Here is a 21,635-nt window from a genome sequence, read left to right on the forward strand (position 1 = left end):
GAAACAAAAAGGGCGGCTCGAAAGCCGCCCTCGCTACGCAATAAGACTCACTCGATCAGTGCGGCGACGACCAGCCCTTGTAGCTGCCCACGTTGTCGCGCGTGACGAGTTGCGGCGTCATCTGGATCAGCGGATTGGCCGGCTTCTTGCCGTTCATGATGTCGTAGCCCACGCTCACGGCCGTCTGCGCCATCTTCCACGGGTCCTGGCTGGCCGAGGCCTGCACCAGCGTATCGCTCTTGAGCGCCGTTTCGATATCGGGCGCGCCGTCCACCGAGGTAATCACGATGTTGCTGCGATGCAGTTGCTTCGCGGCCAGATCGCTGCCCACGGCCTGCGGGTCGTTGATCGTGAACACGCCGGCCACTTGCGGGAAGCGCGTGAGATAACCCTGCATCGCATTCATGCCGCCTTCGCGCGAACCCTTGGCGTCCTGGTCGTCGGAGAGAATCTTGATGCCCGGCGATTTCGCGAGCACCTGCTTGCAGCCGTTCACGCGGTCGATCACGGCCGACACCTGCGGGCCGTTCTGGATAATCACGTTACCCTTGCCGTTGATCTTCTTCACCAGATACTCGCACGAGATTTCACCGGCCTTCACGTTGTCGGTCTGCACGGTGGCGTCGGCGCCCGCTGCGCTCACGTCTACGGCCACCACCACGATGCCCGCGGCGCGCGCCTTGCGCACGGCCGGCTCGATAGCCTTGGGATCGGACGCGTTCAACAGGATCATGTCCACGTGCGCCGAAATGAAGTTGTCGATCTGCGTGAACTGCTTGTTCAGATCGTAATCGGCGGATACGGCTGTGACTTTCGCGTTCGGGTTGAGTTGTTTGGCCTTGGCCTCAGCGCCCTGCACGATGGTCACGAAGTAAGGATTGCCAAGCGAACCCACGGTGATGCCGATCGACTTCAACTGCTTGTCGGCGGCATGCGCGCCCTGCAGGGCGAAACCGAGTGTGAGAGCAGCAGCGGCGGCGAGGATAGTCTTCTTCTTGAGCATGAGCTTGTCTCCAGAGAGGTCCTGTTGGTGTGTTGTCGTGCCGGGCGGGCGCAGCAGGACCGCTTGCGCCCGCCTTCTTGTCGAATCAATCAGGTGCGGGCCGAACCGCGCTGGCGATAGCGGTCGAGCGCCACGGCGCCGACGATCACGAGGCCCTTGATGATGTATTGCCAGATGTCCGAGACGCCCAGCAGCACGAGGCCGTTCGTGAGCACCGCAATGATGAGCGCGCCGATCAGCGTGCCGACGATCGAGCCCACGCCGCCCACGAAGCTGGTGCCGCCCAGAATCACGGCGGCAATGGCGTCGAGTTCGTACGACTGGCCCAGTTGCAGGCCGTTGGCCGCATAGAGGCGCGCCGCCGACATCACCGCGCCAAGACCGGCGAGCAGGCCCGAGACGGCATAGACGAACATCTCGATGGCCCAGACCTTGATGCCTGAGAGGCGCGCCGCTTCCGGATTGCCGCCCACCGAGTAGATATGCAGGCCCAGCACCGTGCGGCGCAGCACGAACCACGACGCGGCCACCACCACGAGCGCGATGATTACGAGCCAGGGCACACCGAGCAGCGTGCCGTTGCCGATGAACGCGAACGAGAGTTGCGGGTTGAAGATGGTGGTGTCGTGACCCATCAGGCGCGCGATGCCGCGCACCGCCGTGAGCGAACCGAGCGTGACGATGAACGGCGGCAGGCGCAGCAGCGAAATCAGCGCGCCGTTGATGACGCCAAAGCCGAGACCGACACCGAGCGCCGCCGGAATGCCGAGCCAGCCCCAGCCAACAATGGTGGATGCGAGCATTGCGGCGACCGCACCCGCGGCGAGGATCGAGCCCACCGAAAGATCGATGCCGCCCGTGAGGATCACGAAGGTCATGCCGGCGGCCAGCACGATATTGATCGAAGCCTGTTGCGTGACGATCGACAGATTCTCCAGCGTGAAGAAGCCGTCGGTGAGCAGGCCGAAGCCAATGCACAGCAGCACCAGCACGGGCAGCATGCCCGCCGTGCGCATGATGGACTTCATGCGTGCGCGCCGACCGTCGATGGCCTGCGAGCGCGTCGCCTGCGCGGGACCGGCCGCGACGCCGTGGCGGGGAAGAATGTTTTTCATGATGTCGTGCTCCTCAATATCTCTTCGACGGATGCGTCTTATGTGCCAGGGGCTACAGGCAAGCGATCAGGCGGCCTCGCCGAGCGCGGCCTGCGAGCCGGTGGCGAGTTCGATGATGGCTTCCTGGCTGATGGGCTTGCCGGTATAGCCGCCCAGTTCTCCGGCGAATTCGCCTTCGCGCATGACGAGCACGCGGTCGGCCACGCCGATGATCTCGGGCAGCTCGCTCGAAATCACGATGATGCCCACGCCGGTTTTGGCGAGGTCGTTGATGATGCGGTAGATCTCCGACTTTGCGCCGATATCGACGCCACGTGTGGGCTCGTCGAGGATCAGCACGCGCGGCTTCGTCTCCAGCAGACGCGAGAGCAGCACCTTCTGCTGGTTGCCGCCCGAGAGCGCGCCCACGTTCACGCGCGGGCTCGGCACGCGAATCGACAGCGCGCGGATCGAGTCCTTCGCACGGGACGAACCGCGCGCCAGATCGAGCACACCGAAGCGCGCGTCGCGTCCGGCCACGGCCACGTTGATGTTGTCGCGCACGCTCATGTCGAGGAAGAGGCCTTGATGCTTGCGGTCTTCGGTCAGATAGACGAGACCGGCTTCAATGGCGTCGCGCGGCGTATGGACGGACAGCGTGTGGCCGTCGATGGCGATGTCGCCGCGTGCGCGCGGCTCCGCGCCGAAGATCAGGCGCGCGAGTTCGGTGCGGCCCGCACCCACCAGCCCCGCGATGCCGAGCACTTCGCCCGCATGCAGATCGAGGTTGCAGCCACGCACGCGCTTGTCGTCGGCGACATCGCGCACGGTGAGCACCACCTTGCCCGGATCGTAGGGCGCGTGGGCCTTTTTGTAGAAGCCCGAAATATCGCGCCCCACCATCATGCCGACGAGGCTTTCCGCGCTCAGCTCTTCGCGCATCAGCGTGCCCACGTAGCTGCCGTCGCGCAACACGGAGACGCGGTCGGACAACTCGTAGATCTCGGCCATGCGATGGCTGATGTAGATGATCGCGAGGCCTTCCTCGCGCAATTGCCGGATCAGCTTGAAGAGGCGCTCGGTTTCGCGCGAGGAGAGCGGCGTGGTCGGCTCGTCCATCACGATGATGCGCGCCTCGGTATGCACGGCGCGCGCGATTTCCACGAGCTGGCGTTCGGCGATCGAGAGCGAGCCCACCAGCGTGGTCGGCCCGAAGGTCGCGCCCAGACGCGTGAGTACGTCCTCGCAGCCGCGCTCCATCGTGGCGCGATCGACCACGCCGAAGCGGCGGCCGCCTTTGCGCAACTCGCGGCCCGCATAGATGTTTTCGGCCACGCTCAGATTGGGCGCGAGGCTCAGTTCCTGATAGATCACGGCCACGCCCAGTTCGCGCGCGGCGAGCGGCCCGTCGATCACGACGGCCTGGCCGTCGAGCAGGATTTCGCCGCCGGGATCGGCCTGATAGGCGCCCGAGAGAATCTTCATGAGCGTCGATTTGCCCGCGCCGTTCTCGCCCATCAGCGAATGGACTTCGCCGGGCCAGACCGAGAGGCGCACATTGTCGAGCGCGCGCACGCCGGGAAAGGTCTTGCTGATGCCCCGCATTTCCAGCAGCGGGGGCGTCGACTCAGAGCGCGACATGGCTCACCTCCTGGGCTTGCGCCTGCGTGGGTGTTTGCGCACCGGCACCCATCAGGATGCCCGCGCGCGGCGAGAAGTTGAAGAACATCGGCAGCGTGGCCGCGCCAAGCGCGCCCGCGTCGGGGCCGAAGGTGCCGCGCACCAGCGCGGGCGTGCCGCGCGCCTCGGGCGCCGTGGCCGCGACGGCCACGCGCAGACGCTCCATGAGCGTGTCGATGAGGCCCGCGTCCACGTCGGCGTCCAGCACCACGGCGGGCACATCGAGCACGCATAGCGCCGAGCGCAAGGCGGGCGCGAGCGCGTCGATGCAGTCGTCGAGCCACTCTTCGACGCCCGGATGGCCGCTGGCGATATGGCCTTCGAGGTCGGCGCGGCTTTCGACGCGTGCGCCGCGATATTGCAGATGGCGGCGCAGCGCGATCAGCGAAGCGCGCGAGAGCAGGATGTCCCACTTGCCGTCGGGCCGGTACGCGGAGGGCAGCGTGCTGGGCGGCACCGGCATCACGGCGAAATCGCCCGCATTGCCCGAGAGGCCGCGCACGCAATCGCCGCCAACGGCAATGCCGCCGCCGATGGCCGGGCCCAGAAAGAGGTACAGGAAGTCCTCGCGCTGACGCCCGCAGCCGTAAAAGATCTCGGCGATGGCGGCTGCGTTGCCGTCGTTCTCGCTGAACACGGGCAGCGCGAGCGCGCGGCCCAGTTCGCCCGCGAAATCGACTTCGCTCCAGACGCGGAAGGTATCGGCGGGCAGACCCAGTTCGCGCAGCCAGCTACCGAGGTTGTACGGCTGCGCCACGCCAATGCCCGCCAGACGTTTGCGTTCTTCCTTGTCGAGCAGTCCTGACAATTCGAGGATGTCGCGTTGAACGATTTCCTGCGCTTCGGCGGGTTGCGGCAGCAGCATGTCGTGCGAGCGCCGCTCGATCATCTGGCCCGCGAAGTTCACGAGCACGGTTTCGATATTGGTCCGGTCCAGGCGCACGCCGATCGCGAACGCGCCGCGCGGCGAGAGCCGCAGCAACGAGGCGGGCTGACCGCGTCCGCCGTCCAGACGCCGCCCACTGAACTCGATCAGGCCGCTCGACATCAGCGACGTGATGATGCTGCCCACGGCCGTGCTGGTGAGGTTCGCAAGGCGGGCGAGATCGGCCTTCGAGGCTTCGCCGGCGCGCCGCAGCGCCTGAAGCAGCAGGCGCTCGTTGAAGCGGCGGACATTGGCCGAGTTGCTGCCCTGGCCCACATGCGGACTTCTCACGCGTCTCCTCCGGTGGCGTCGCCTGCCTTTGACTGCGGCGGCGACTAAATAAATCAAGTTGATTTATTTAATGCCGGAAACGCCGCCGTGTCAGCCTGGGGAAATCCCGGCGATATTCGGGTCTTCGTCTTGCAGGGCGTCAATGGGATGGCCGCTTTAGGCAATGGAGCGCGTTTTCCCGCGCTATCCTGACGCACGCTTTCACATCGACTACATCGACTACAGGGGGCTGGCACTTCATGGCATATCTGCTGCTCATCAGCGAGCCGCGCGGCCAGCGCGACGCCCGCACCCAGGCCGAAGGCGAGGCGCTCTACGCGAGCATGCTGCGCTTCGCCGACGATCTCGCCGCGCGCGGCGTGCTGCTTGACGTGCAATCGCTGGTTTCCGATCGCGACGCTGTGCGCGTGCAGGTGCGCGATGGCCGCGCGAGCACGCTGGACGGCCCGTTCGCCGAGGCCAAAGAAATGATAGGCGGCTTTTTCCTGATCGATTGCGCCACGCGCGAGGAGGCGCTGGCGATCGCGCGCGAGTGCCCGGCGGCGCAATGGGCCAGCGTGGAGGTCCGCGAGACCGGTCCATGCTTTCGCTAGGGGCGATTGCCTCGTTTGCCTGGTGCTTACCCCAGGTCTGCAAAAAAATTATCGAAGCGTGTCGATTGGCGTGGCGGTCGCGCGTCGTGTGAATGAGCGCATCGAAGGATGCCGCTTTCACAATCCGAACGAACCTGGAGAACGTAATGCGATTCATGATCATGGTGCGCGCGAACGCGCTGAGCGAAGCCGGCGAGCAACCCGACGACGAAACGATCTTCGCGGACATGGCCACCTACCATGAGGAACTGGCGCGCGCGGGCGTGCTGCTCGACGCCGCGGGTTTGCAGCCCAGTTCGCGGGGTTTTCGCGTGCGCTACAAGGACGGCAAGCCCGACATCGTGGACGGCCCCTACGCCGAAACAAAGGAGCTCATCGCCGGCTATACGCTGATCCAGGTGCGCTCGCGCGACGAAGCGCTCGAATGGGCGCGGCGCTTTCCCGCGCCATTCGGCAAGCAGATGGACGGCGAAATCGAAGTGCGTCAGCTCTATGAACTCGACGATTTCGAGCAGATGGAAAGCATCGAGCGCTTTCGCAAGCTCGAAGCGCAGAGCAAATTCAAATAAAACCCGTCAGTTATCCCAACCAACAGTCAATCAAGGAAACGATCATGCATAAGCACATCTTCGTCAATCTGGGCGTGCGCGACCTGAAGCGCTCGATGGACTTCTTCGGCGCGGTAGGTTTTCGCTTCGAGCCTAAATTCACCAACGACCAGGCGGCCTGCATGGTGATCGGCGAAAACATCTTCGCGATGCTGCTCACTACCGACTTCATGCGCACGTTCACCGACAAGACGCTCGTCGATGCGCGCGAGCAGACCGAGGTGCTCACGTGCCTGTCGTGCGAGTCGCGCGACGAGGTCAACGCGCTGGTGGAGAAAGCGCTGGCGGCTGGCGGCACCTCGAAGCGCCCACCGATGGACTGCGGCGAGTCGATGTATGGCCGCAGCTTCGAAGATCCCGATGGCCATATCTGGGAACTGATGTATATGTCGCCGGAAGCGGTCGAGAAGGGGGCGCATGGCTAGTCGGGCACGCCAGGTGGCTGGCGACGGCACCGCTGACGCGATCCATCGTTCGATCGACGCGGTCTGGCGCATCGAGCGGGCGCGGGTGATTGCCCACGCCGCGCGGGTGCTGCGCGACGTGGGCCTTGCCGAAGACGCCGCCCAGGATGCGCTCGTTGCGGCGCTCGAAAGCTGGCCTGCGAGCGGGATTCCCACCAACCCCGGAGCGTGGCTCATGACGGCCGCCAGGCATCGCGCGCTGGACCGCCTGCGGCGCGCCGCGGCCCATGCTCGCGCGCATGAAGCGATCGGCGCGGACCTCGAAGCGTTGCAGGCGCATTTCGCGCCCGATATCGCCGAGTCGCTCGACGCCGCACGCGAAGACGAGATCGGCGACGATCTGCTGCGGCTCATGTTCGTCGCCTGCCATCCCGTGTTGCCGCGCGAGCAGCGCGTGGCGCTCACGCTGCGGCTGTTGGGCGGCCTCAGCACGCCCGAGATCGCGCGGGCGTTTCTCGTGGCCGAGGCGACCGTCGCGCAGCGGATCGTGCGCGCCAAACGCGCGCTCGCGGCGGCCAGGGTGCCTTTCGAGGTGCCTGATGCCCAGGCGCGTGCCGAACGGCTCGCATCGGTGCTCGAAGTGCTTTATCTGATCTTCAACGAGGGCTATGCGGCCACGGCTGGCACGGACTGGATGCGCCCGGCGCTCTGCGAGGAAGCGTTGCGGCTCGCCCGCATGCTGGCCACACTCACGCCCGCGGAAGCGGAAGTGCATGGGCTCGTCGCGCTGATGGAATTGCAGGCGTCGCGCTTGCCCGCGCGCGTGGATCGCGAAGGCCGCGCCGTGCTGCTCGCGGATCAGGATCGCACACGCTGGGACCGTTTGCTGATCCGGCGCGGCTTCGCGGCGCTCGAACGGGCGCAGCACTGTGCTTCGGATGACGAAGCGTTGAGCGCTTCCGGCCCCTACGCGCTGCAAGCCGCGCTCGCGGCCTGCCACGCACGCGCGCCGAGCGCCGATCAAACCGACTGGGCGCGCATCGTTTCGATCTACGACGCGCTCCTGCACATCGACCCGTCGCCGGTGGTGCGGCTCAACCGCGCCGTGGCCGTGGGCATGGCGCAAGGGCTGCAAGCGGCGCTCGCGCTGGTCGATGCACTGGCCGATGAACCCGCCTTGCGTCATTACCCGTGGCTGCCCGCCGTGCGCGGCGATCTGCTCGCCAGGCTCGGACGCCTCGACGAAGCGCGTGCCGCGTTCGAGCGCGCCGCCGCGCTCACGCAGAACGCCCGCGATCGCGAAGTGCTGCTTGCGCGCGCCGCATCGCTCGGGTCTCAGACGCCCTGAGCCGTCAGCAGCCGCAACTGTTCGAGCAGCTTGACGGCGGGACTCGGCAGAATCCCCTGACGCCGCCGGAAGGCGGTGAGCGTGCGCCGCCCGACCACGCCGGGCAAGTCCAGTGTGTCGAACACGCCCGCCTTGCTTTCGGTCACGTACATCGTCGAGGCCATCCAGCTCAGGAACCCGGAGCGCTCCACCAGGCTCTTGAGTACCGTAATGGAGCGCGTCTCTACCACCACGTTCGGCAAGCCCAGCCCCTGCGCGGCGAAGGCCTGCTGCATGTGCTCGAAGGGACCGGTGCCGCGCGGCGGTATCGCCCATTGTTCGGTGAGCGTGTCGGCGAGAGTCAGGCCCGGCTTGCCGCGTAGCGGATGATCGAGTGCCGCTACCACGTAGCTCGCGTCCTCCCAGCGACAGTCGGCGATGGCGGTGATTTCGTCGGTGTCGGGCACGGCCATGCTCAGCGCGAGGTCGATCTCGCGCTTGACCAGCGCATCGGCGAGCCGGTCCCAGACGCCTTCGATGATCTCCACCCGCAGCGTCGGCCAGCGCGCCAGCACGCCGCTCACCGCAAGCGGTAACACGAGGCTTGCTATGCTGCCCACCGCCCCCACGCGGATGGTGCCGCGCGCGAGACCGCGCATCGCGTCGATCTCCTCGCGCGCCTGCTCGGACTCGCGTTGCAGCAGGATGGCGTGCGGTAGCAGCGCCTCGCCCACGGCGGTCAGGTGCATGCCGCGTGAATGACGCTCGAAAAGCGGCGCGCCCACCTGTTCTTCGAGGCGGCGCACCACCCGGCTCAAGGCGGGCTGCGTGATGTGCAGGGTCTCGGCCGCGCGGCCGAGGCTGCCGCACGCGACGATGGTCGCGAAGGCGTGCAGCTGTTGAAGGTTGTAAGTCATGCCCAAAGGTAATGGCTTTTCGCGAAATAGGCAATTTTCGGTTACCCGAGGTCTACCGATAATGAAGCACCGATCCAACGCGCCCATCAGACAGGAGACCGTGCATGACAGGCAGCGCGCAGCAGCAACCCAAACCCGATAACAACACCGAATGGACCGTGCGCGACGCGGTCATCGACTTCGCACGCCGCGTTGGCATGACGTCGATCTTCGCCAATCCCGGCTCTACGGAGCTGCCGATGTTCCGCGATTTCCCCGCCGATTTCCGCTACGTGCTGGGCCTTCAGGAAGCCGTGGTCGTGGGCATGGCCGATGGCTACGCGCAGACCACGGGCAACGCGGCGCTCGTGAACCTGCATTCGGCGGCCGGTGTCGGCAACGCGATGGGCAACATCTTCACGGCGTTCCGCAACCGCACGCCGCTCGTCGTCACGGCGGGCCAGCAGGCGCGCGCGATCCTGCCGTTCGACCCGTTTCTGGCCGCCACCCAGGCGACCGAGTTACCCAAACCCTATGTGAAATGGAGCATCGAACCCGCCCGCGCCCAGGACGTGCCGCTCGCGATCGCGCGCGCCTACGCGATTGCGATGCAGGAGCCGCGCGGCCCCGTGTTCGTGTCGATTCCCGTCGACGACTGGGACCAGCCTGCCGAGCCGGTTGCCGTACGCGAACTCGCGCACACTGCGCGCCCCGAGCCCGCGATGCTCGCGCGCATCGGCGCGCTGCTCGATAGCTGCAAGCGGCCCGCGTTCGTGGTGGGCGGTGCGGTGGACCGCGCGGGCGCGGCCGACGACGTCGTGGCGCTGGCCGAACGCCATCGCGCACGCGTCTTCGTCGCGCCGATGACGGGCCGTTGCAGCTTTCCCGAAACGCACCGGCTCTTCGCGGGCTTTCTGCCGGCGATGCGCGAACGCATCGTTGAATTGCTGGCCGGGCACGACGCGATCTTCGCGATTGGCGCGCCCGCGTTCACCTATCACGTCGAAGGGCACGGGCCGCATGTGCCGCCCGGCGCGCAGTTATGCCAGTTGATCGACGATCCGAACGTGGCCGCGTGGACGCCCGAGGGTCTGGTTGCCGTCGGCAATATTCGTCTGGGCGTGCAAGACCTGCTCGCACGTCCCGCACCGCCCGAGCGCGCGTTGCCCGCCGCGCGCCCGCAGCCGCCTCGCGCTGTGCCGCCGCAGCAGCCAGGCGAGCGCATGTCCGTCGCGTTTGCCTTGCAGACGCTCGCCGAAGTGCGCGATCCGTATGCGCTCGTGGTGGAGGAGGCGCCCAGCGCGCGCCCCGTCATGCAGGCGAATCTGCCGATGGCGCGCCCCGGCAGCTTCCTCACGATGGACAGTGGCGGCCTGGGGTTCGGCATGCCCGCGGCCGTGGGTGCGGCGCTCGCGCGACCCGGCGAGCGCGTGATCGCGCTGATCGGCGACGGCTCCAGCATGTATTCGATCCAGGCGATCTGGAGCGCCGCGCAGATGCGTTTGCCGATTACCTTCGTCATCCTGAACAACACGCGCTACGCCGCGTTGCAGGACTTCGCACCGGTGTTCGGCTTCGCGAAAGACGATCCGGTGCAGGGCACCGATCTGCCGGGCCTGGATTTCGTGACGCTGGCGGCGGGCATGGGTTGTCCTGGGGCGCGCGTGAGCGAAGCCGCACCGCTTGCCGATGCGCTGCGCGAGGCGCTGCGGGCGAGCGGTCCGGCGCTGGTGGAAATCGTCGTGGCCTGAAACGATCGTTTCCGGGTTGACGCAGCATAAAAATTCGATAAGGAGGCCGTAATGCAAGAGACGATGGAAATCGCGATCCTGGGCGCGGGGGCGATGGGGTCGCTGTTCGGCGGGCTGCTGGCCGAAGCGGGGCACGACGTCACGCTAGTCGATGTCGACGATGCGCACCTGGAAGCGATCCGCCGCGACGGTCTGCGCCTGGCCACCGACGCGGGCGAGCGCGTCGTGACGAAGCTGCACGCCTGCCGTCCCGGGGCGGCCTCGCGCGCGCCCGAACTGCTGATTGTCTTCACCAAGACGATGCATACCGAGGCCGCGCTCGATGCGGCGCGCGTGCTGATCGGCCCGCACACGACGGTGCTTTCGCTCCAGAACGGACTCGGCAATGTCGAGCGCCTCGAGCGCAGCGTGCCGCGCGAACGCATCATGGTGGGCGTGACGACGTGGCCCGGCGACAAGCCCGCGGCCGGGCGCGTGAATTCGCACGGCAGCGGCATGATCCGCCTGATGAGCGCCGATGGCGAGATGCGCGCGAGCGTGGCGCGCGCGGTGGCGGCGCTCAATTCGGCCGGACTCGACTGCGCCGCCGACCCCGATGTCTGGGTCACGATCTGGGAGAAGGTCGCGTTCAACGCGGCGCTCAATAGCCTCTGCGCGGTGACGCAATGCACGGTGGGCGAGCTCTCGAACGTACCCGACGGCCCGGCGCTTGCGCTGAAGATCGTCGCCGAAGTGGCGGCGGTGGCGCGCGCGAGCGGCGTGGCCGTGGACGAAGCGCATATCGTCGGCAACGTGCAGCACGCGCTCGCGAGCCATCGCTCGCATCGGCCTTCGATGCTGCAGGACGTATTGGCGGGCCGCCGCACCGAGATCGAGGCGATCAACGGCGCCGTGGTCGAAGCCGCGCGCGCGGTGCCGATGGCCGTGCCCTGCACGCAAACGCTGCTGCAACTCGTGCGCCTCGTGGACGCGAGCGCGACGCGCTAGCTACGTGTGCCAAGCCATGCCGATACGTCATGGCCCTGGTGCAAATGAGCAATGCCCGTTGCGCACGGGCGCAGCGATACTGACGCAGCGCGCATAAGACACAGACAAGCGCGTTCGTGCACACAACAATAGATGGAGACAACTCGATGAACTATTCCCCTCCCGCCCCGGCGGCGGGCGCGGCCGAAGCCGATAGCGCGGCGCACGCTGGCATCGCGCACGGCGGCACGGCAGTCGATATCGGCCAGGCGCTCGACGATGGCCCCTTCACGCTGCTGCAAAAGTGCGTCGTCGTGCTCGCGGCGCTCTCGATCGTCGTCGATGGCTTCGATAGCCAGTTGATCGGTTTTGCCATTCCCATGCTCATCAAGGAGTGGGGCATCACGCGCAACGCGTTCGCGCCGGTCGTGGCGGCGGGGCTCATCGGCATGGGGATCGGCAGCGCGTGCGCCGGTCTTTTCGCGGATCGCTTCGGGCGTCGCTGGGCGGTGATCGGCAGCGTGCTCGTGTTCGGTATCGCGACCTGCTCGATCGGGCTCGCACCGAATATCGCGGTCATCGCGGCGCTGCGTTTCGTCGCGGGCCTGGGCATTGGCGGCGCGTTGCCCAGTTCGACCACGCTGACCGCCGAGTACACGCCCGCGCGCCTGCGCACCTTCGCGGTAACGGCGACGATCGTTTGCGTGCCGCTCGGCGGCATGTTGGCTGGCTTGTTCGCGGCGCAGGTGCTGCCCGTGTATGGCTGGCGCGGCCTCTTCATCGCGGGCGGCGTGCTGCCACTCGTGCTCGCCATTGCGTTGCTCGTGTCGTTGCCGGAGTCGCCGCGCTTTCTCGCTCGCCGCGCGCAGCGCTGGCCGGAACTCGCGCGCCTGCTCGGCCGCATGGCGCGCGACGTCGCGCCCAACGCCACCTTCACCGATCTGCGCGAGCAGCGCGCGGAAAAGCACGTGGGTTTCACGGCGCTCTTTCGCGATGGCCGCGCCCGCGACAGTGCCGCGATCTGGGCGGCGTTCTTCATGTGCCTGCTGGCCGTCTATAGCGCGTTCAGCTGGCTGCCGTCGATGCTCACGGCCGAAGGCCTGTCGGTCTCGCTCGCGGGCTATGGCTTGAGCGCCTACAACCTGGGCGGCGTGATCGGCGCGTTGGGCTGTGCGCTGGCGATTTCGCGCTGGGGCTCGCGCGGGCCGATGCTGCTCTGCTGCGCGGGCGGCGCGGCCAGTGCGTGGATGATCCTCGGTGTCGGCGCGACCCAGCACACGGGCTGGCTGATCGCCGGACTCGGTCTGCATGGACTGTTCGTCAACGCCGTGCAATCGACGCTCTATGCGCTGTGCGCCTACGTCTATCCGACCAGCGTCCGCGCGACCGGCACGGCATCGGCGCTGGCGTTCGGCCGCATCGGCGCGATTCTCAGCGCGTTCGCGGGCGCGGCCGTCATCACGGCGGGCGGCGCGTTCGCCTATCTGCTGATGCTGGGCGCGGCAATGGCCGCCGTGCTGCTTGCGCTCGCCGTCGTGCGTCGCCATATTCCCGCCGATCAGGCTCGCTGATCGTTCGTTCCCCGTCGCGCGCCGCTGACTGCGCGCGCGGCGGCTCTCATCGTCTGACCCACGAATTCGCGCATGCGGGCGAAGGCGTTCGCTCGCATTCGATCAGGATTGCGAATCAAAAAATCACAACAGGAGACTTGCATCGTCATGAAACTTCGGATCGCAGCAGGAGCGGCGCTGCTCGGCGCCAGCGCGGCGGCGTGCGCGCAAAGCAGCGTCACGCTGTATGGCATCGTCGATACCGGCATCGAATATGTTTCGCATGCCAATGCCGCGGGCGACGCCGTGGTGCGCATGCCCGGCATCACGGGCGAGATGCCCTCGCGCTGGGGCGTGCGCGGACGCGAAGGGCTGGGCGGCGGATGGTCGGCCATCTTCGCTCTGGAGAGCGGCTTTAACATGCGCAGCGGCACGCTCAACCAGGGCGGCCGGATGTTCGGCCGCCAGGCGTGGGTGGGCCTCGACACGCCGTATGGCGCGCTCACCTTCGGTCGCCAGTACACGATGACCTTCTGGGCCATCACCGACGCCGACCTGCTCGGCCCCGACATCTACGGTGGCACCGCGTCGTTCGACCAGTATCTGCCGAGCGCGCGCAGCGACAACACCGTCGCCTACAAGGGCACGTATGCGGGCTTCACGCTGGGCGCGACCTGGTCGTTCGGGCGCGATTCGGCGGGCACGGGCAACTCGCCGGGGCAGGGCACCTGCGTGGGGCCGGTGCCGGGCAGCGCGCAGACCTGCCGCGAGTGGTCGGCGATGCTGCGTTACGACCGCAACGGCTACGGCGTGGCGGCGTCGTACGACCAGCAGCGCGGCGGCGCGGGCGCATCGGCGAATCTCTATGACGGCACGCCCACTTTCGCGTTCACGAACCCCGGCGATACCGACGTGCGCATGCAGCTGAACGGCTATGGGCATATCGGCGCGCTGCGTCTGGGCGGCGGCTGGCTCGGGCGGCGCGTGGACACGGTCTCGGCCGCGACGCCGAACGTGCATTCGGATCAGTTCTACATGACCGCTTCGTATCCGGTCACGGCGGCGTTTATCGTCGATGGCGGCGTGTATCACATCGTCAACGCGCACGACGATGCGCGCGGCACGATTGCCGCGCTGCGCACCACCTATCTGCTCTCGAAGCGCAGCGCGGTGTATCTCCAGGGTGCCTACCTCTGGAACAGTGCGAAGGCGGCTTATACCGTGAGCCAGGGCGGCGGCGGCACGACGCCTGCGCCGGGGATGGGGCAACTAGGCATCATGGCGGGTATCCGGCACAGCTTTTAAAGTGGCGAAGCCGCGCGCCTCACGCGCGCGGCCATCCGTTTTGCGCGTGTTACGACGCCAGTTCCACGCGCTTGATTTCCTTCACGATCACCAGATAGCTGAACACCGTGATGGCCGCGTTCACGCCCACGAACGCGAGCGCTCCGTCGAACGATCCGGTCTTCGCCACCAGATAGCCGATCACGATCGGCGTGACGATCCCGGCCACATTGCCGAACATATTGAAGATCGAGCCAGACAGGCCGATCGCTTCCTTCGGCGCCGTATCGGCCACCACGGCCCAGCCGAGCGCGCCGAGTCCCTTGCCGAAGAACGCGAGCGACATCAGCGCGACCACCAGCCAGTCGCTGTGCACGTAGTTACAGCCGACGATGCACGCCGAAAGCGCCATGCCGCCCACGATGGGCGCCTTGCGCGCCACGGTGAGCGAGCAGCCGCCACGGATCAGCGCGTCGGAGAGCACGCCACCCAGCACGCCGCCGAGAAAACCGCAGACCGCCGGCAGCGACGCCACCAGACCCGCTTGCAGGATCGTCATGCCGCGCGCCTGCACGAGGTAGATCGGGAACCACGTCAGGAAGAAATACGTAATGACGTTGATGCAGTACTGCGCGAGATAAACGCCCAGCAGCATGCGGTTCGTGAGCAATTGACGCATCAGTTGCCAGCCGCTGTTCGCCGCGCGCGCTTCACGTTGGTCGCGCGTTTTGCGCTGATGACCGTTGACGAGGCCGCCGCCTTCCTCGATGTAGTCGAGTTCCTGGCGGTTGATATGCGGATGGCTGGCCGGATTCTTCATGACCTTGAGCCACACGAGCGCAAGCACCAGCCCGCCGACGCCCATCATCAGATACACGTGGTGCCAGCCGTAGGCATGCGTGACCCACGCCATGAGCGGCGTGAACACGACCGCCGCGAAGTATTGCGCCGAATTGAAAATGGCCGATGCGGTGCCGCGTTCTTTCGTCGGGAACCAACTGGCGACCACTTTCGCGTTAGCCGGAAACGCGGGCGCTTCGGCCGCGCCCATCACGAAACGCAGCGCGAAGAGGGCTGCGACGGCGGCCGCCGCGCTACCCAGCACGCCAATCGCGCTTTGCAGCAGCGTGAACAGCGACCACAGGAAGATGCTGCCCGCGTAGACGCGGCGCGCGCCGAAGCGGTCGAGGATCCAGCCCGCCGGCAACTGCGAGAGCACATAGGCCCAACTGAACGCCGAGAAGATATAGCCCATGTGGATGGCGTCGAAGCCAAATTCGCCGCGCATCGCGGTGCCGGTCACCGAGAGCGTGGCGCGGTCCGCGTAGTTGAGCGTCGTGATGACGAAGATCAGCGCCAGGATGACGTAGCGGACTTTGGTGCGCGCGGCGGCGTCGGCGGCGGCGGGATTGGCGGTACGGCTCAACGGCATGGTGCTGGACCCTTTGGTGCGCGGGAAGGTGGGCTTCCCTGTCTCGGTACGGCTCTAGTTGTAATACGTCTTTTAAACTTGTCAGAGCCAATCGTACCGTGCCTGTCAGCGCAGGATCAATCGCGATGCGCGAAAATTCCTATGAATTGCGGGTAAACGTGGATTTGTCGCTGCTCGCTGCGTATGGGATCGTCCCGAAAGTTGTTCGACAACATGGCGGACGCGCCCACGGCGCGCAAAGGCAAACATGAACAGAAAGGTGGTGCAGGCGATGGTGGGGGCGGTGATCGGACTCGCGGGGGCGGTCGCGGCGCAGGCGGCGACATTCGTCTACGTCTCGAATGCGGATAGCGAGGATATTTCGGTGTTCCGTCTGGACGACACCAGCGGCGCGCTGGCGGCCGTCGAAACGGTGCCGGTCGGCGGCACGGTCATGCCGATGGCGCTTTCGCCCGATCATCGGCGGCTCTATGCGGGCCTGCGCTCGCAGCCGTATCGCGTGGTGAGTTTCGCGATCGATCCGCTCGACGGGCGGCTCGCCGAACTGGGCCGCGCGCCGCTGGCCGAAAGCATGGCGTATCTGTCGACCGACGCGACGGGCCGCTATCTGCTGTCCGCCTCGTACGGCGGCAATCAGTTGGCGGTGAACCGCATCGGCACGGATGGCGTAGCGGGCGAGGTCCAGCAGACCATCAAGACCGGACCGATGGCGCATGCGATCCGCACGTCGGCGGACAACCGCTATGCGTTCGCCTCGGTGCTGGGCGCGGATGCGTGGTTGCGTCTGCGTTTCGACGCCACGACCGGGCAATTGGCTGAGGACGCCGCGCCCGCGTATGCGTTGCCTGAAAAGTCCGGCCCGCGCCATTTCGTGTTCGCGGCCGATGGGCGCTTCGTGTATCGGATCGACGAACTGGACGGCAAACTGCACGTGCTGGCCTTTGATGCCACGCACGATACGGTCAAGCCGATCCAGACGATTTCAATCTTGCCGCCCGATTTTCACGGCGACAAACCGTGGGGCGCGGATCTCCATCTCACGCCGGACGGCCGCTTTCTCTACGCGTCGGAGCGCACGTCCAGCACGCTCGCGGCGTATCGGGTGGACGAGGCGACGGGCAAGCTCGCGCGCATCGGCACCTATGCGACGCAGAAGCAGCCGCGCGGCTTCAATATCGATCCTTCGGGGCGTTATCTGTTCGCGGTCGGGCAGCTGTCGCCGACGATGAGCGTCTATCGCATCGACGCGAAGACCGGCGCGCTGCACGAGGCCGGGCAGTATCCGGTGGGCAAGGGCGCGAACTGGGTCGAGGTGGTGAGCTACGCGGGGTCGAACGAGTAGGTCCGGTGTCGATCGACTATCGCATAACAGGCGATCGACACCGGAACCGTTCAGCGCTCGCCGCCGAACTGCGCGGTGAGCGTTTCCATCCATATCGCGCCGACGGCGTCTAGCGCGTGTGCCGTCTGGCTGTCATCCAGGCTTGCTGCGCGATCTGCGGCGTGCAGCGCAATGGGCCGGCATGACAGGCCCGTGACCGAGCCGAGCCAGTCGAGCTTGTCGACGGCCTGGCTACAGAGCGCGAGCACGCAGCCCGGCGGCAGGGGCGCAAGCAAGCGGTCGACGTCGACCGGATGGCGCGCGGGGGCCGCAGCTTCCGCCTCGAACGACGCCAGCCATTGCGCGTGCAATTCGTCGGGCGCATGCAATTCGAGCAGGCTGAACTGCGGCGCGTTGCCGAAGCGTTCGGTCAATGCCGTGACGAGGTGCGGCGGGGTCGTATCGTCGACCACCGCGCACACCTGTGTCAGCGAACAGGGCGCGCGCAGCCAGACGCCGCGATCCGTGTCGATTGCCAGAGCGGGGCGCATGGCGATCAACCGTCGCGGAACAGGAAGCTATAGGCATTGAGCGCGGGCACGCCGCCAAGATGCGCATACAGCACCTTCGAGCCCGCCGGAAATTCGCCCAGGCGCACCTTGTCGATCATCCCGTGCATGGATTTCCCCTCGTAGACCGGATCGGTCAGCATCCCTTCCATACGCGCGCAAAGGCGAATCGCCTCCAGCGTGCCGTCGTTCGGCAGCCCGTATTCGGGGCCGCCGTAACGCGTGTCGAGCACGATATCCTCGTCGCGGATCGGGCGGCCCAGATTGACGATCTCGGCGGTATGGCGCGCGATGCGCGCGATCTGGTCGCGCGTTTGCGCGGGCTTGGCCGAGGCGTCGATGCCGATCACGCGATCGGCCCGCCCATCATGCGCAAAACCCACCACCATCCCGGCCTGCGTGCTGCCCGTCACCGAGCATACGACGATGTAGTCGAACTGGAAACCGAGTTCCTTTTCCTGCTCGCGCACTTCCTCGGCAAAGCGCACAAAGCCCAGGCCGCCTAGCGGATGCTCGGAGCAGCCAGCCGGAATCGGAAACGGCTTGCCGCCTGCCTTGCGCACGCTTTCCAGCGCGTCTTCCCAGCTAGGCCGGATACCGATGTCGAATCCATCGGGCACGAGCCGCACGTCGGCGCCCAGAATGCGCGACATCTCGATGTTGCCGACGCGGTCGTACACCGCGTCGTGGTAGTTCACCCAGTTCTCCTGCACGAGCACGCACTTCAGACCCAGATGCGCGGCGACGGCCGCCACCTGGCGCGTCTGGTTCGACTGGATGCCGCCGATCGACACCAGCGTGTCGCAACCTTGTTCGAGCGCTTCGGGAATCAGGTATTCGAGCTTGCGCGTCTTGTTGCCGCCAAAGGCGAGACCGCTATTGCAGTCCTCGCGTTTCGCATAGAGCTCGACCTTGCCGCCCAGATGCGCGGAAAGGCGTTTGAGCGGTTGAATGGGGCTTGGACCGAACGTCAGCGGATAGCGGGGAAAACGGTCGAGGTTCATGCGTCGCTCCTGGCGGTGTCGGTGAAGTAGTCGTCAGTGAATGATAGGAACGCACGTAAAAAATGAGCTTGCGAAATAAATATCGAATACTTACTTTGAAGGCGTGTAGCGCTCAGTAGACAAACTTTTAGTTCGTACAGAAGGAGCAAGACGCAATGAAATTAAGCCGGAATGCCGACGCCGCCACGCCCGCCGCGCCGGTGCTGGATCGCATCGATCGCGCGATCCTGCGCCAGTTGCAGGCCGATGCGTCGATCTCGAACGTGAGCCTCGCGAGCAAGGTGAAACTCAGCGCGCCGGCCTGTTTGCGGCGCGTGGAGCGGCTCAAGGAGATGGGGCTGATTCGCGGGGTCGTCGCGTTGCTCGACCCGAAGGCGCTGGGCGCGGGAATGGCGGTCGTGATCGGCTTCGTGCTCGATCGCTCGACGCCCGAGGCATTCGCGGCGTTCGAGAAAGCGGCGCGCAAGGTGTCAGGCTGTATGGAGTGCCACGTGGTGACGGGCGAGTTCGATTACTTCATGCTCGTGCGCACGCGCGACAGTGAGAGCTTCAACCGGCTGCACGCCGAGCAGTTGTTGTATCTGCCGGGCGTGCGCCAGGTGCGTTCGTTCATGGTGCTCAAGGAGATTCTGTCGACGCATGCGTTGCCGCTTTGATCGGGCAGAGCATGGGGAATAACTAGCGCAGCGAGCAGTTGACCCAATGCGCAATGCGCTCGCCATCGAGGCGCGAGCCTTCGGCGCTCGCGCTGTTCAGCATGGTGACGATCACGGGACGCCGGCCATGCGCCATCACCCGCATCACCATGTTGTGCCCGGACTCGTTGATGAAGCCGGTTTTCTGCACGCTTGCCTGCACACGTCCGTAACGCACGAGACGGTTGCTGCTCACATATTGAAGCTGGCCGTGGCCCGTTGTCACGCGTTGCTCGTCGTCGGTCGAGTAGCGGCGAATCAGCGGATAGCCGTTGGCCGCGCGCACGAGCCGCGCGAGTTCGCGCGCGGTGGAGACGTTCTGCGGCGAGAGCCCCGTCGCGTTCACGAAGTACGTATGCGGCATGCCGAGTTGCTGCGCCTTCGCATTCATCGCGGCGACAAACGCGGGACGACCGCCCGGATAGTCGCGCGAGAGCGCCGCCGCCGCGCGATTCTCGGACGACATCAGCGCGATGTGCAGCATATCGGCGCGTGTGAGGCTCGATCCCACCGTGAGGCGCGAGTGGGTGAACTTGAGCGTGTCCAGATCGGCATCCGTCACGCCGATGTGCTGCGCGAGCGGCGCCTGGCGCTGGTCGAGCCAGACCACGGCGGTCATCAGCTTGGAGACCGAGGCGATGGGGGCGACGACATCGGCGTTGCGCGCGTAGAGCGGCGTATGCGTCTGTTCGTCGACGATATACACCGAGCGCGAAAAGAGCCGCTTGCGCGAAGCGGGCGTGAAGCCGCAGCGCGCGAGCAGATGTGGCGCGTTGCCATATTGCGCGACATCCGTGACAGGCGCGACATTAGCGCTTTGCGAGGCGCGCGACGGCGGTGCGCCATGCGGCGTGTGCCGTGTTTTCATGCGCTTCGTGCGATGGGCGCGTCGCTTCTCGTCAGCGAGCTTGCTGGCGGCGACAGCGGGTGTCGCATGACGCGCCGGGCGCGGTTTGCGCGAAAGCTTTTTCTTTTTCGCCACGACGTGCGTGTGGGCATCGGCGTGATGCCGGTGCGGCGTGGCGGCGTAGCTGGCGGTCGCCGTGACGCTGGCGAGGAACAGGGCAGAAAGGGCGAGCGAAAGTCGGGAAAGGGAAATCACCGGCAGAGGCAGTTGAAGCAGGTACGGATGGGCTGGATGCGAAGCGCCGGGACTGGGCAGATGCAATACTGATGCAAGCCATTGGGCGCAACACGCGAGAGCCCTCCATGTTACATGGCATGACAGGCCGTGGCGCAGCTTCTTGCGGGCAAGTTGTCGCGACGAAGACGTGTTACCGGTCTCAGGGTTATCGCGGATGCTTGCGCCTGGAGGCGCTTTTAGAATGGTCTGATGCCAACATTGCGCGCCGTAGCCGCGCGCGCACCCGGAGTTTTCGATGCCTCGTTTTGCCGCCAATCTTTCGATGATGTACACCGAACACGCATTTCTCGACCGTTTCGCCGCGGCGGCGCGTGACGGTTTCGAGGCGGTCGAATATCTATTCCCCTACGAACATGCACCCGAAGAACTGAAAGCGCGTCTCGATGAGGCCGGTCTCGCGCAGGTGCTGTTCAATGCGCCGCCGGGCGACTGGGCCGCCGGTGAGCGCGGTATCGCCGGCTTGCCTGGCCGCGAGGACGAATTCCGCCACGGCATCGAACGCGCGCTCGACTACGCGCGCGTGTTGGGCAATCGCAAGCTGCACGTGATGGCAGGCATCGCTGCCTCGCCGGACGCGCGCGCGGCGCAGCGCGAAACGTATCTGAAGAACCTCGCTTTTGCGGCGCAGGCTGCGCAAAGCGAAGGCGTCACGATCCTGATCGAGCCGATCAACACGCGTGATATGCCCGGCTATCTGCTCAACCGCCAGGACGATGCGCATGCGATCTGCGCCGAGGTAGGCGCGCCCAATCTCCAGGTGCAGTTCGACTGCTATCACTGCCAGATCGTCGAAGGCGATCTCAGCGTGAAGCTCGAGCGCGACATGGCGGGCATCGGCCATATCCAGATCGCGGGGGTGCCCGAGCGTCACGAGCCTGATCGTGGCGAGCTCAACTATCCCTGGCTTTTCGAGCGCATCGACGCGCTTGGCTATACGGGCTGGATCGGCTGCGAGTATCGGCCGCGCACGACGGCGGCGGCGGGACTCGGCTGGATTCGGCCTTGGCTGCCCGCGCGAGGTTGAGGCTATCCCGTCGCTGCCGGCCCGCATCATTCGTCGCAAATTCTTCGCTAAGCATTCCCACAAGCATGAACGGA

The 21,635-nt window shown here is 66.2% G+C and carries 20 protein-coding genes; 11 read left to right on the plus strand and 9 right to left on the minus strand.

The genetic code is table 11. The features are described from left to right. Positions 1 to 55: 55 nt before the first annotated feature. From U5782_RS23840 to U5782_RS23855, 4 genes are all read right to left on the minus strand, one after another. Positions 56 to 1,003 (minus strand): ABC transporter substrate-binding protein, encoded by a 948-nt coding sequence (locus tag U5782_RS23840; protein ID WP_322046343.1) that lies wholly within the window; start codon positions 1,001 to 1,003, stop codon positions 56 to 58. An 89-nt stretch (positions 1,004 to 1,092) separates the two neighbouring features. Then, positions 1,093 to 2,118 (minus strand): ABC transporter permease subunit, encoded by a 1,026-nt coding sequence (locus U5782_RS23845; RefSeq protein WP_322046344.1) that lies wholly within the window; start codon positions 2,116 to 2,118, stop codon positions 1,093 to 1,095. Between the two features lie 66 nt (positions 2,119 to 2,184). After that, positions 2,185 to 3,738 carry a sugar ABC transporter ATP-binding protein gene (locus U5782_RS23850; protein WP_322046345.1) on the minus strand — a complete coding sequence of 518 codons (1,554 nt, stop codon included), beginning with the start codon at positions 3,736 to 3,738 and terminating at the stop codon, positions 2,185 to 2,187. Further along, positions 3,725 to 4,993, minus strand: coding sequence for an ROK family transcriptional regulator (locus tag U5782_RS23855; protein ID WP_322046346.1), 1,269 nt, complete (start codon positions 4,991 to 4,993; stop codon positions 3,725 to 3,727). Before U5782_RS23855 ends, U5782_RS23850 begins: the two co-directional genes overlap by 14 nt. 239 nt (positions 4,994 to 5,232) lie before the next feature. Between U5782_RS23855 and U5782_RS23860 the strand changes: the two genes are divergently transcribed. From U5782_RS23860 to U5782_RS23875, 4 genes are all read left to right on the plus strand, one after another. After that, positions 5,233 to 5,586: a YciI family protein gene (locus tag U5782_RS23860; RefSeq protein WP_322046347.1), complete on the plus strand. Its 354-nt coding sequence runs from the start codon at positions 5,233 to 5,235 to the stop codon at positions 5,584 to 5,586. Between the two features lie 146 nt (positions 5,587 to 5,732). After that, on the plus strand, positions 5,733 to 6,155 hold the full coding sequence (locus tag U5782_RS23865) for a YciI family protein (RefSeq protein ID WP_322046348.1): 423 nt from the start codon (positions 5,733 to 5,735) through the stop codon (positions 6,153 to 6,155). Positions 6,156 to 6,199: 44 nt separating this feature from the next. Beyond that, a complete protein-coding gene (locus tag U5782_RS23870) occupies positions 6,200 to 6,619 on the plus strand; it encodes a VOC family protein (RefSeq protein ID WP_322046349.1) in 420 nt (139 codons plus the stop codon). Next, positions 6,612 to 7,946: an RNA polymerase sigma factor gene (locus U5782_RS23875; RefSeq protein ID WP_322046350.1), complete on the plus strand. Its 1,335-nt coding sequence runs from the start codon at positions 6,612 to 6,614 to the stop codon at positions 7,944 to 7,946. Before U5782_RS23870 ends, U5782_RS23875 begins: the two co-directional genes overlap by 8 nt. Here the strand turns inward: U5782_RS23875 and U5782_RS23880 are convergent. Continuing rightward, positions 7,934 to 8,842: a LysR family transcriptional regulator gene (locus U5782_RS23880; protein WP_322046351.1), complete on the minus strand. Its 909-nt coding sequence runs from the start codon at positions 8,840 to 8,842 to the stop codon at positions 7,934 to 7,936. The genes U5782_RS23875 and U5782_RS23880 overlap by 13 nt on opposite strands. A gap of 104 nt (positions 8,843 to 8,946) precedes the next feature. Between U5782_RS23880 and mdlC the strand changes: the two genes are divergently transcribed. From mdlC to U5782_RS23900, 4 genes are all read left to right on the plus strand, one after another. Next, the gene (mdlC, locus tag U5782_RS23885) at positions 8,947 to 10,572 is read left to right on the plus strand and encodes a benzoylformate decarboxylase (RefSeq protein ID WP_322046352.1); all 1,626 of its coding nucleotides are present in this window, start codon (positions 8,947 to 8,949) and stop codon (positions 10,570 to 10,572) included. A gap of 63 nt (positions 10,573 to 10,635) precedes the next feature. Beyond that, complete coding sequence (locus U5782_RS23890) at positions 10,636 to 11,559, plus strand: 2-dehydropantoate 2-reductase (protein ID WP_322046428.1); 924 nt, start codon at positions 10,636 to 10,638, stop codon at positions 11,557 to 11,559. A 146-nt stretch (positions 11,560 to 11,705) separates the two neighbouring features. Further along, on the plus strand, positions 11,706 to 13,109 hold the full coding sequence (locus U5782_RS23895) for an MFS transporter (RefSeq protein WP_322046353.1): 1,404 nt from the start codon (positions 11,706 to 11,708) through the stop codon (positions 13,107 to 13,109). Between the two features lie 147 nt (positions 13,110 to 13,256). Continuing rightward, positions 13,257 to 14,393: a porin gene (locus tag U5782_RS23900; RefSeq protein WP_322046354.1), complete on the plus strand. Its 1,137-nt coding sequence runs from the start codon at positions 13,257 to 13,259 to the stop codon at positions 14,391 to 14,393. Positions 14,394 to 14,442: 49 nt separating this feature from the next. Here U5782_RS23900 and U5782_RS23905 read toward each other — a convergent pair whose 3' ends face one another. Next, positions 14,443 to 15,804, minus strand: coding sequence for an MFS transporter (locus U5782_RS23905; RefSeq protein WP_322046355.1), 1,362 nt, complete (start codon positions 15,802 to 15,804; stop codon positions 14,443 to 14,445). A gap of 247 nt (positions 15,805 to 16,051) precedes the next feature. On the opposite strand from U5782_RS23905, the gene U5782_RS23910 reads away from it, so the two are divergent. Further along, the gene (locus U5782_RS23910; RefSeq protein WP_415914397.1) at positions 16,052 to 17,146 is read left to right on the plus strand and encodes a lactonase family protein; all 1,095 of its coding nucleotides are present in this window, start codon (positions 16,052 to 16,054) and stop codon (positions 17,144 to 17,146) included. 50 nt (positions 17,147 to 17,196) lie between these two features. On the opposite strand, the gene U5782_RS23915 is transcribed toward U5782_RS23910, so the two are convergent. Beyond that, on the minus strand, positions 17,197 to 17,676 hold the full coding sequence (locus U5782_RS23915; RefSeq protein WP_322046356.1) for a hypothetical protein: 480 nt from the start codon (positions 17,674 to 17,676) through the stop codon (positions 17,197 to 17,199). A 5-nt stretch (positions 17,677 to 17,681) separates the two neighbouring features. Beyond that, entirely contained in the window at positions 17,682 to 18,698 is a 1,017-nt protein-coding gene (locus U5782_RS23920) for a 1-aminocyclopropane-1-carboxylate deaminase (protein ID WP_322046357.1), read from the minus strand. Between the two features lie 155 nt (positions 18,699 to 18,853). On the opposite strand from U5782_RS23920, the gene U5782_RS23925 reads away from it, so the two are divergent. Continuing rightward, a complete protein-coding gene (locus U5782_RS23925) occupies positions 18,854 to 19,354 on the plus strand; it encodes an Lrp/AsnC family transcriptional regulator (RefSeq protein WP_322046358.1) in 501 nt (166 codons plus the stop codon). A gap of 22 nt (positions 19,355 to 19,376) precedes the next feature. On the opposite strand, the gene U5782_RS23930 is transcribed toward U5782_RS23925, so the two are convergent. Further along, positions 19,377 to 20,495 carry a serine hydrolase gene (locus U5782_RS23930; protein ID WP_322046359.1) on the minus strand — a complete coding sequence of 373 codons (1,119 nt, stop codon included), beginning with the start codon at positions 20,493 to 20,495 and terminating at the stop codon, positions 19,377 to 19,379. A gap of 277 nt (positions 20,496 to 20,772) precedes the next feature. Between U5782_RS23930 and otnI the strand changes: the two genes are divergently transcribed. Beyond that, positions 20,773 to 21,561: a 2-oxo-tetronate isomerase gene (gene otnI / locus U5782_RS23935; protein ID WP_322046360.1), complete on the plus strand. Its 789-nt coding sequence runs from the start codon at positions 20,773 to 20,775 to the stop codon at positions 21,559 to 21,561. Positions 21,562 to 21,635 lie beyond the last annotated feature (74 nt).

The organism is Paraburkholderia sp. J67, from assembly GCF_905220265.1.
Lineage (GTDB): Bacteria > Pseudomonadota > Gammaproteobacteria > Burkholderiales > Burkholderiaceae > Paraburkholderia.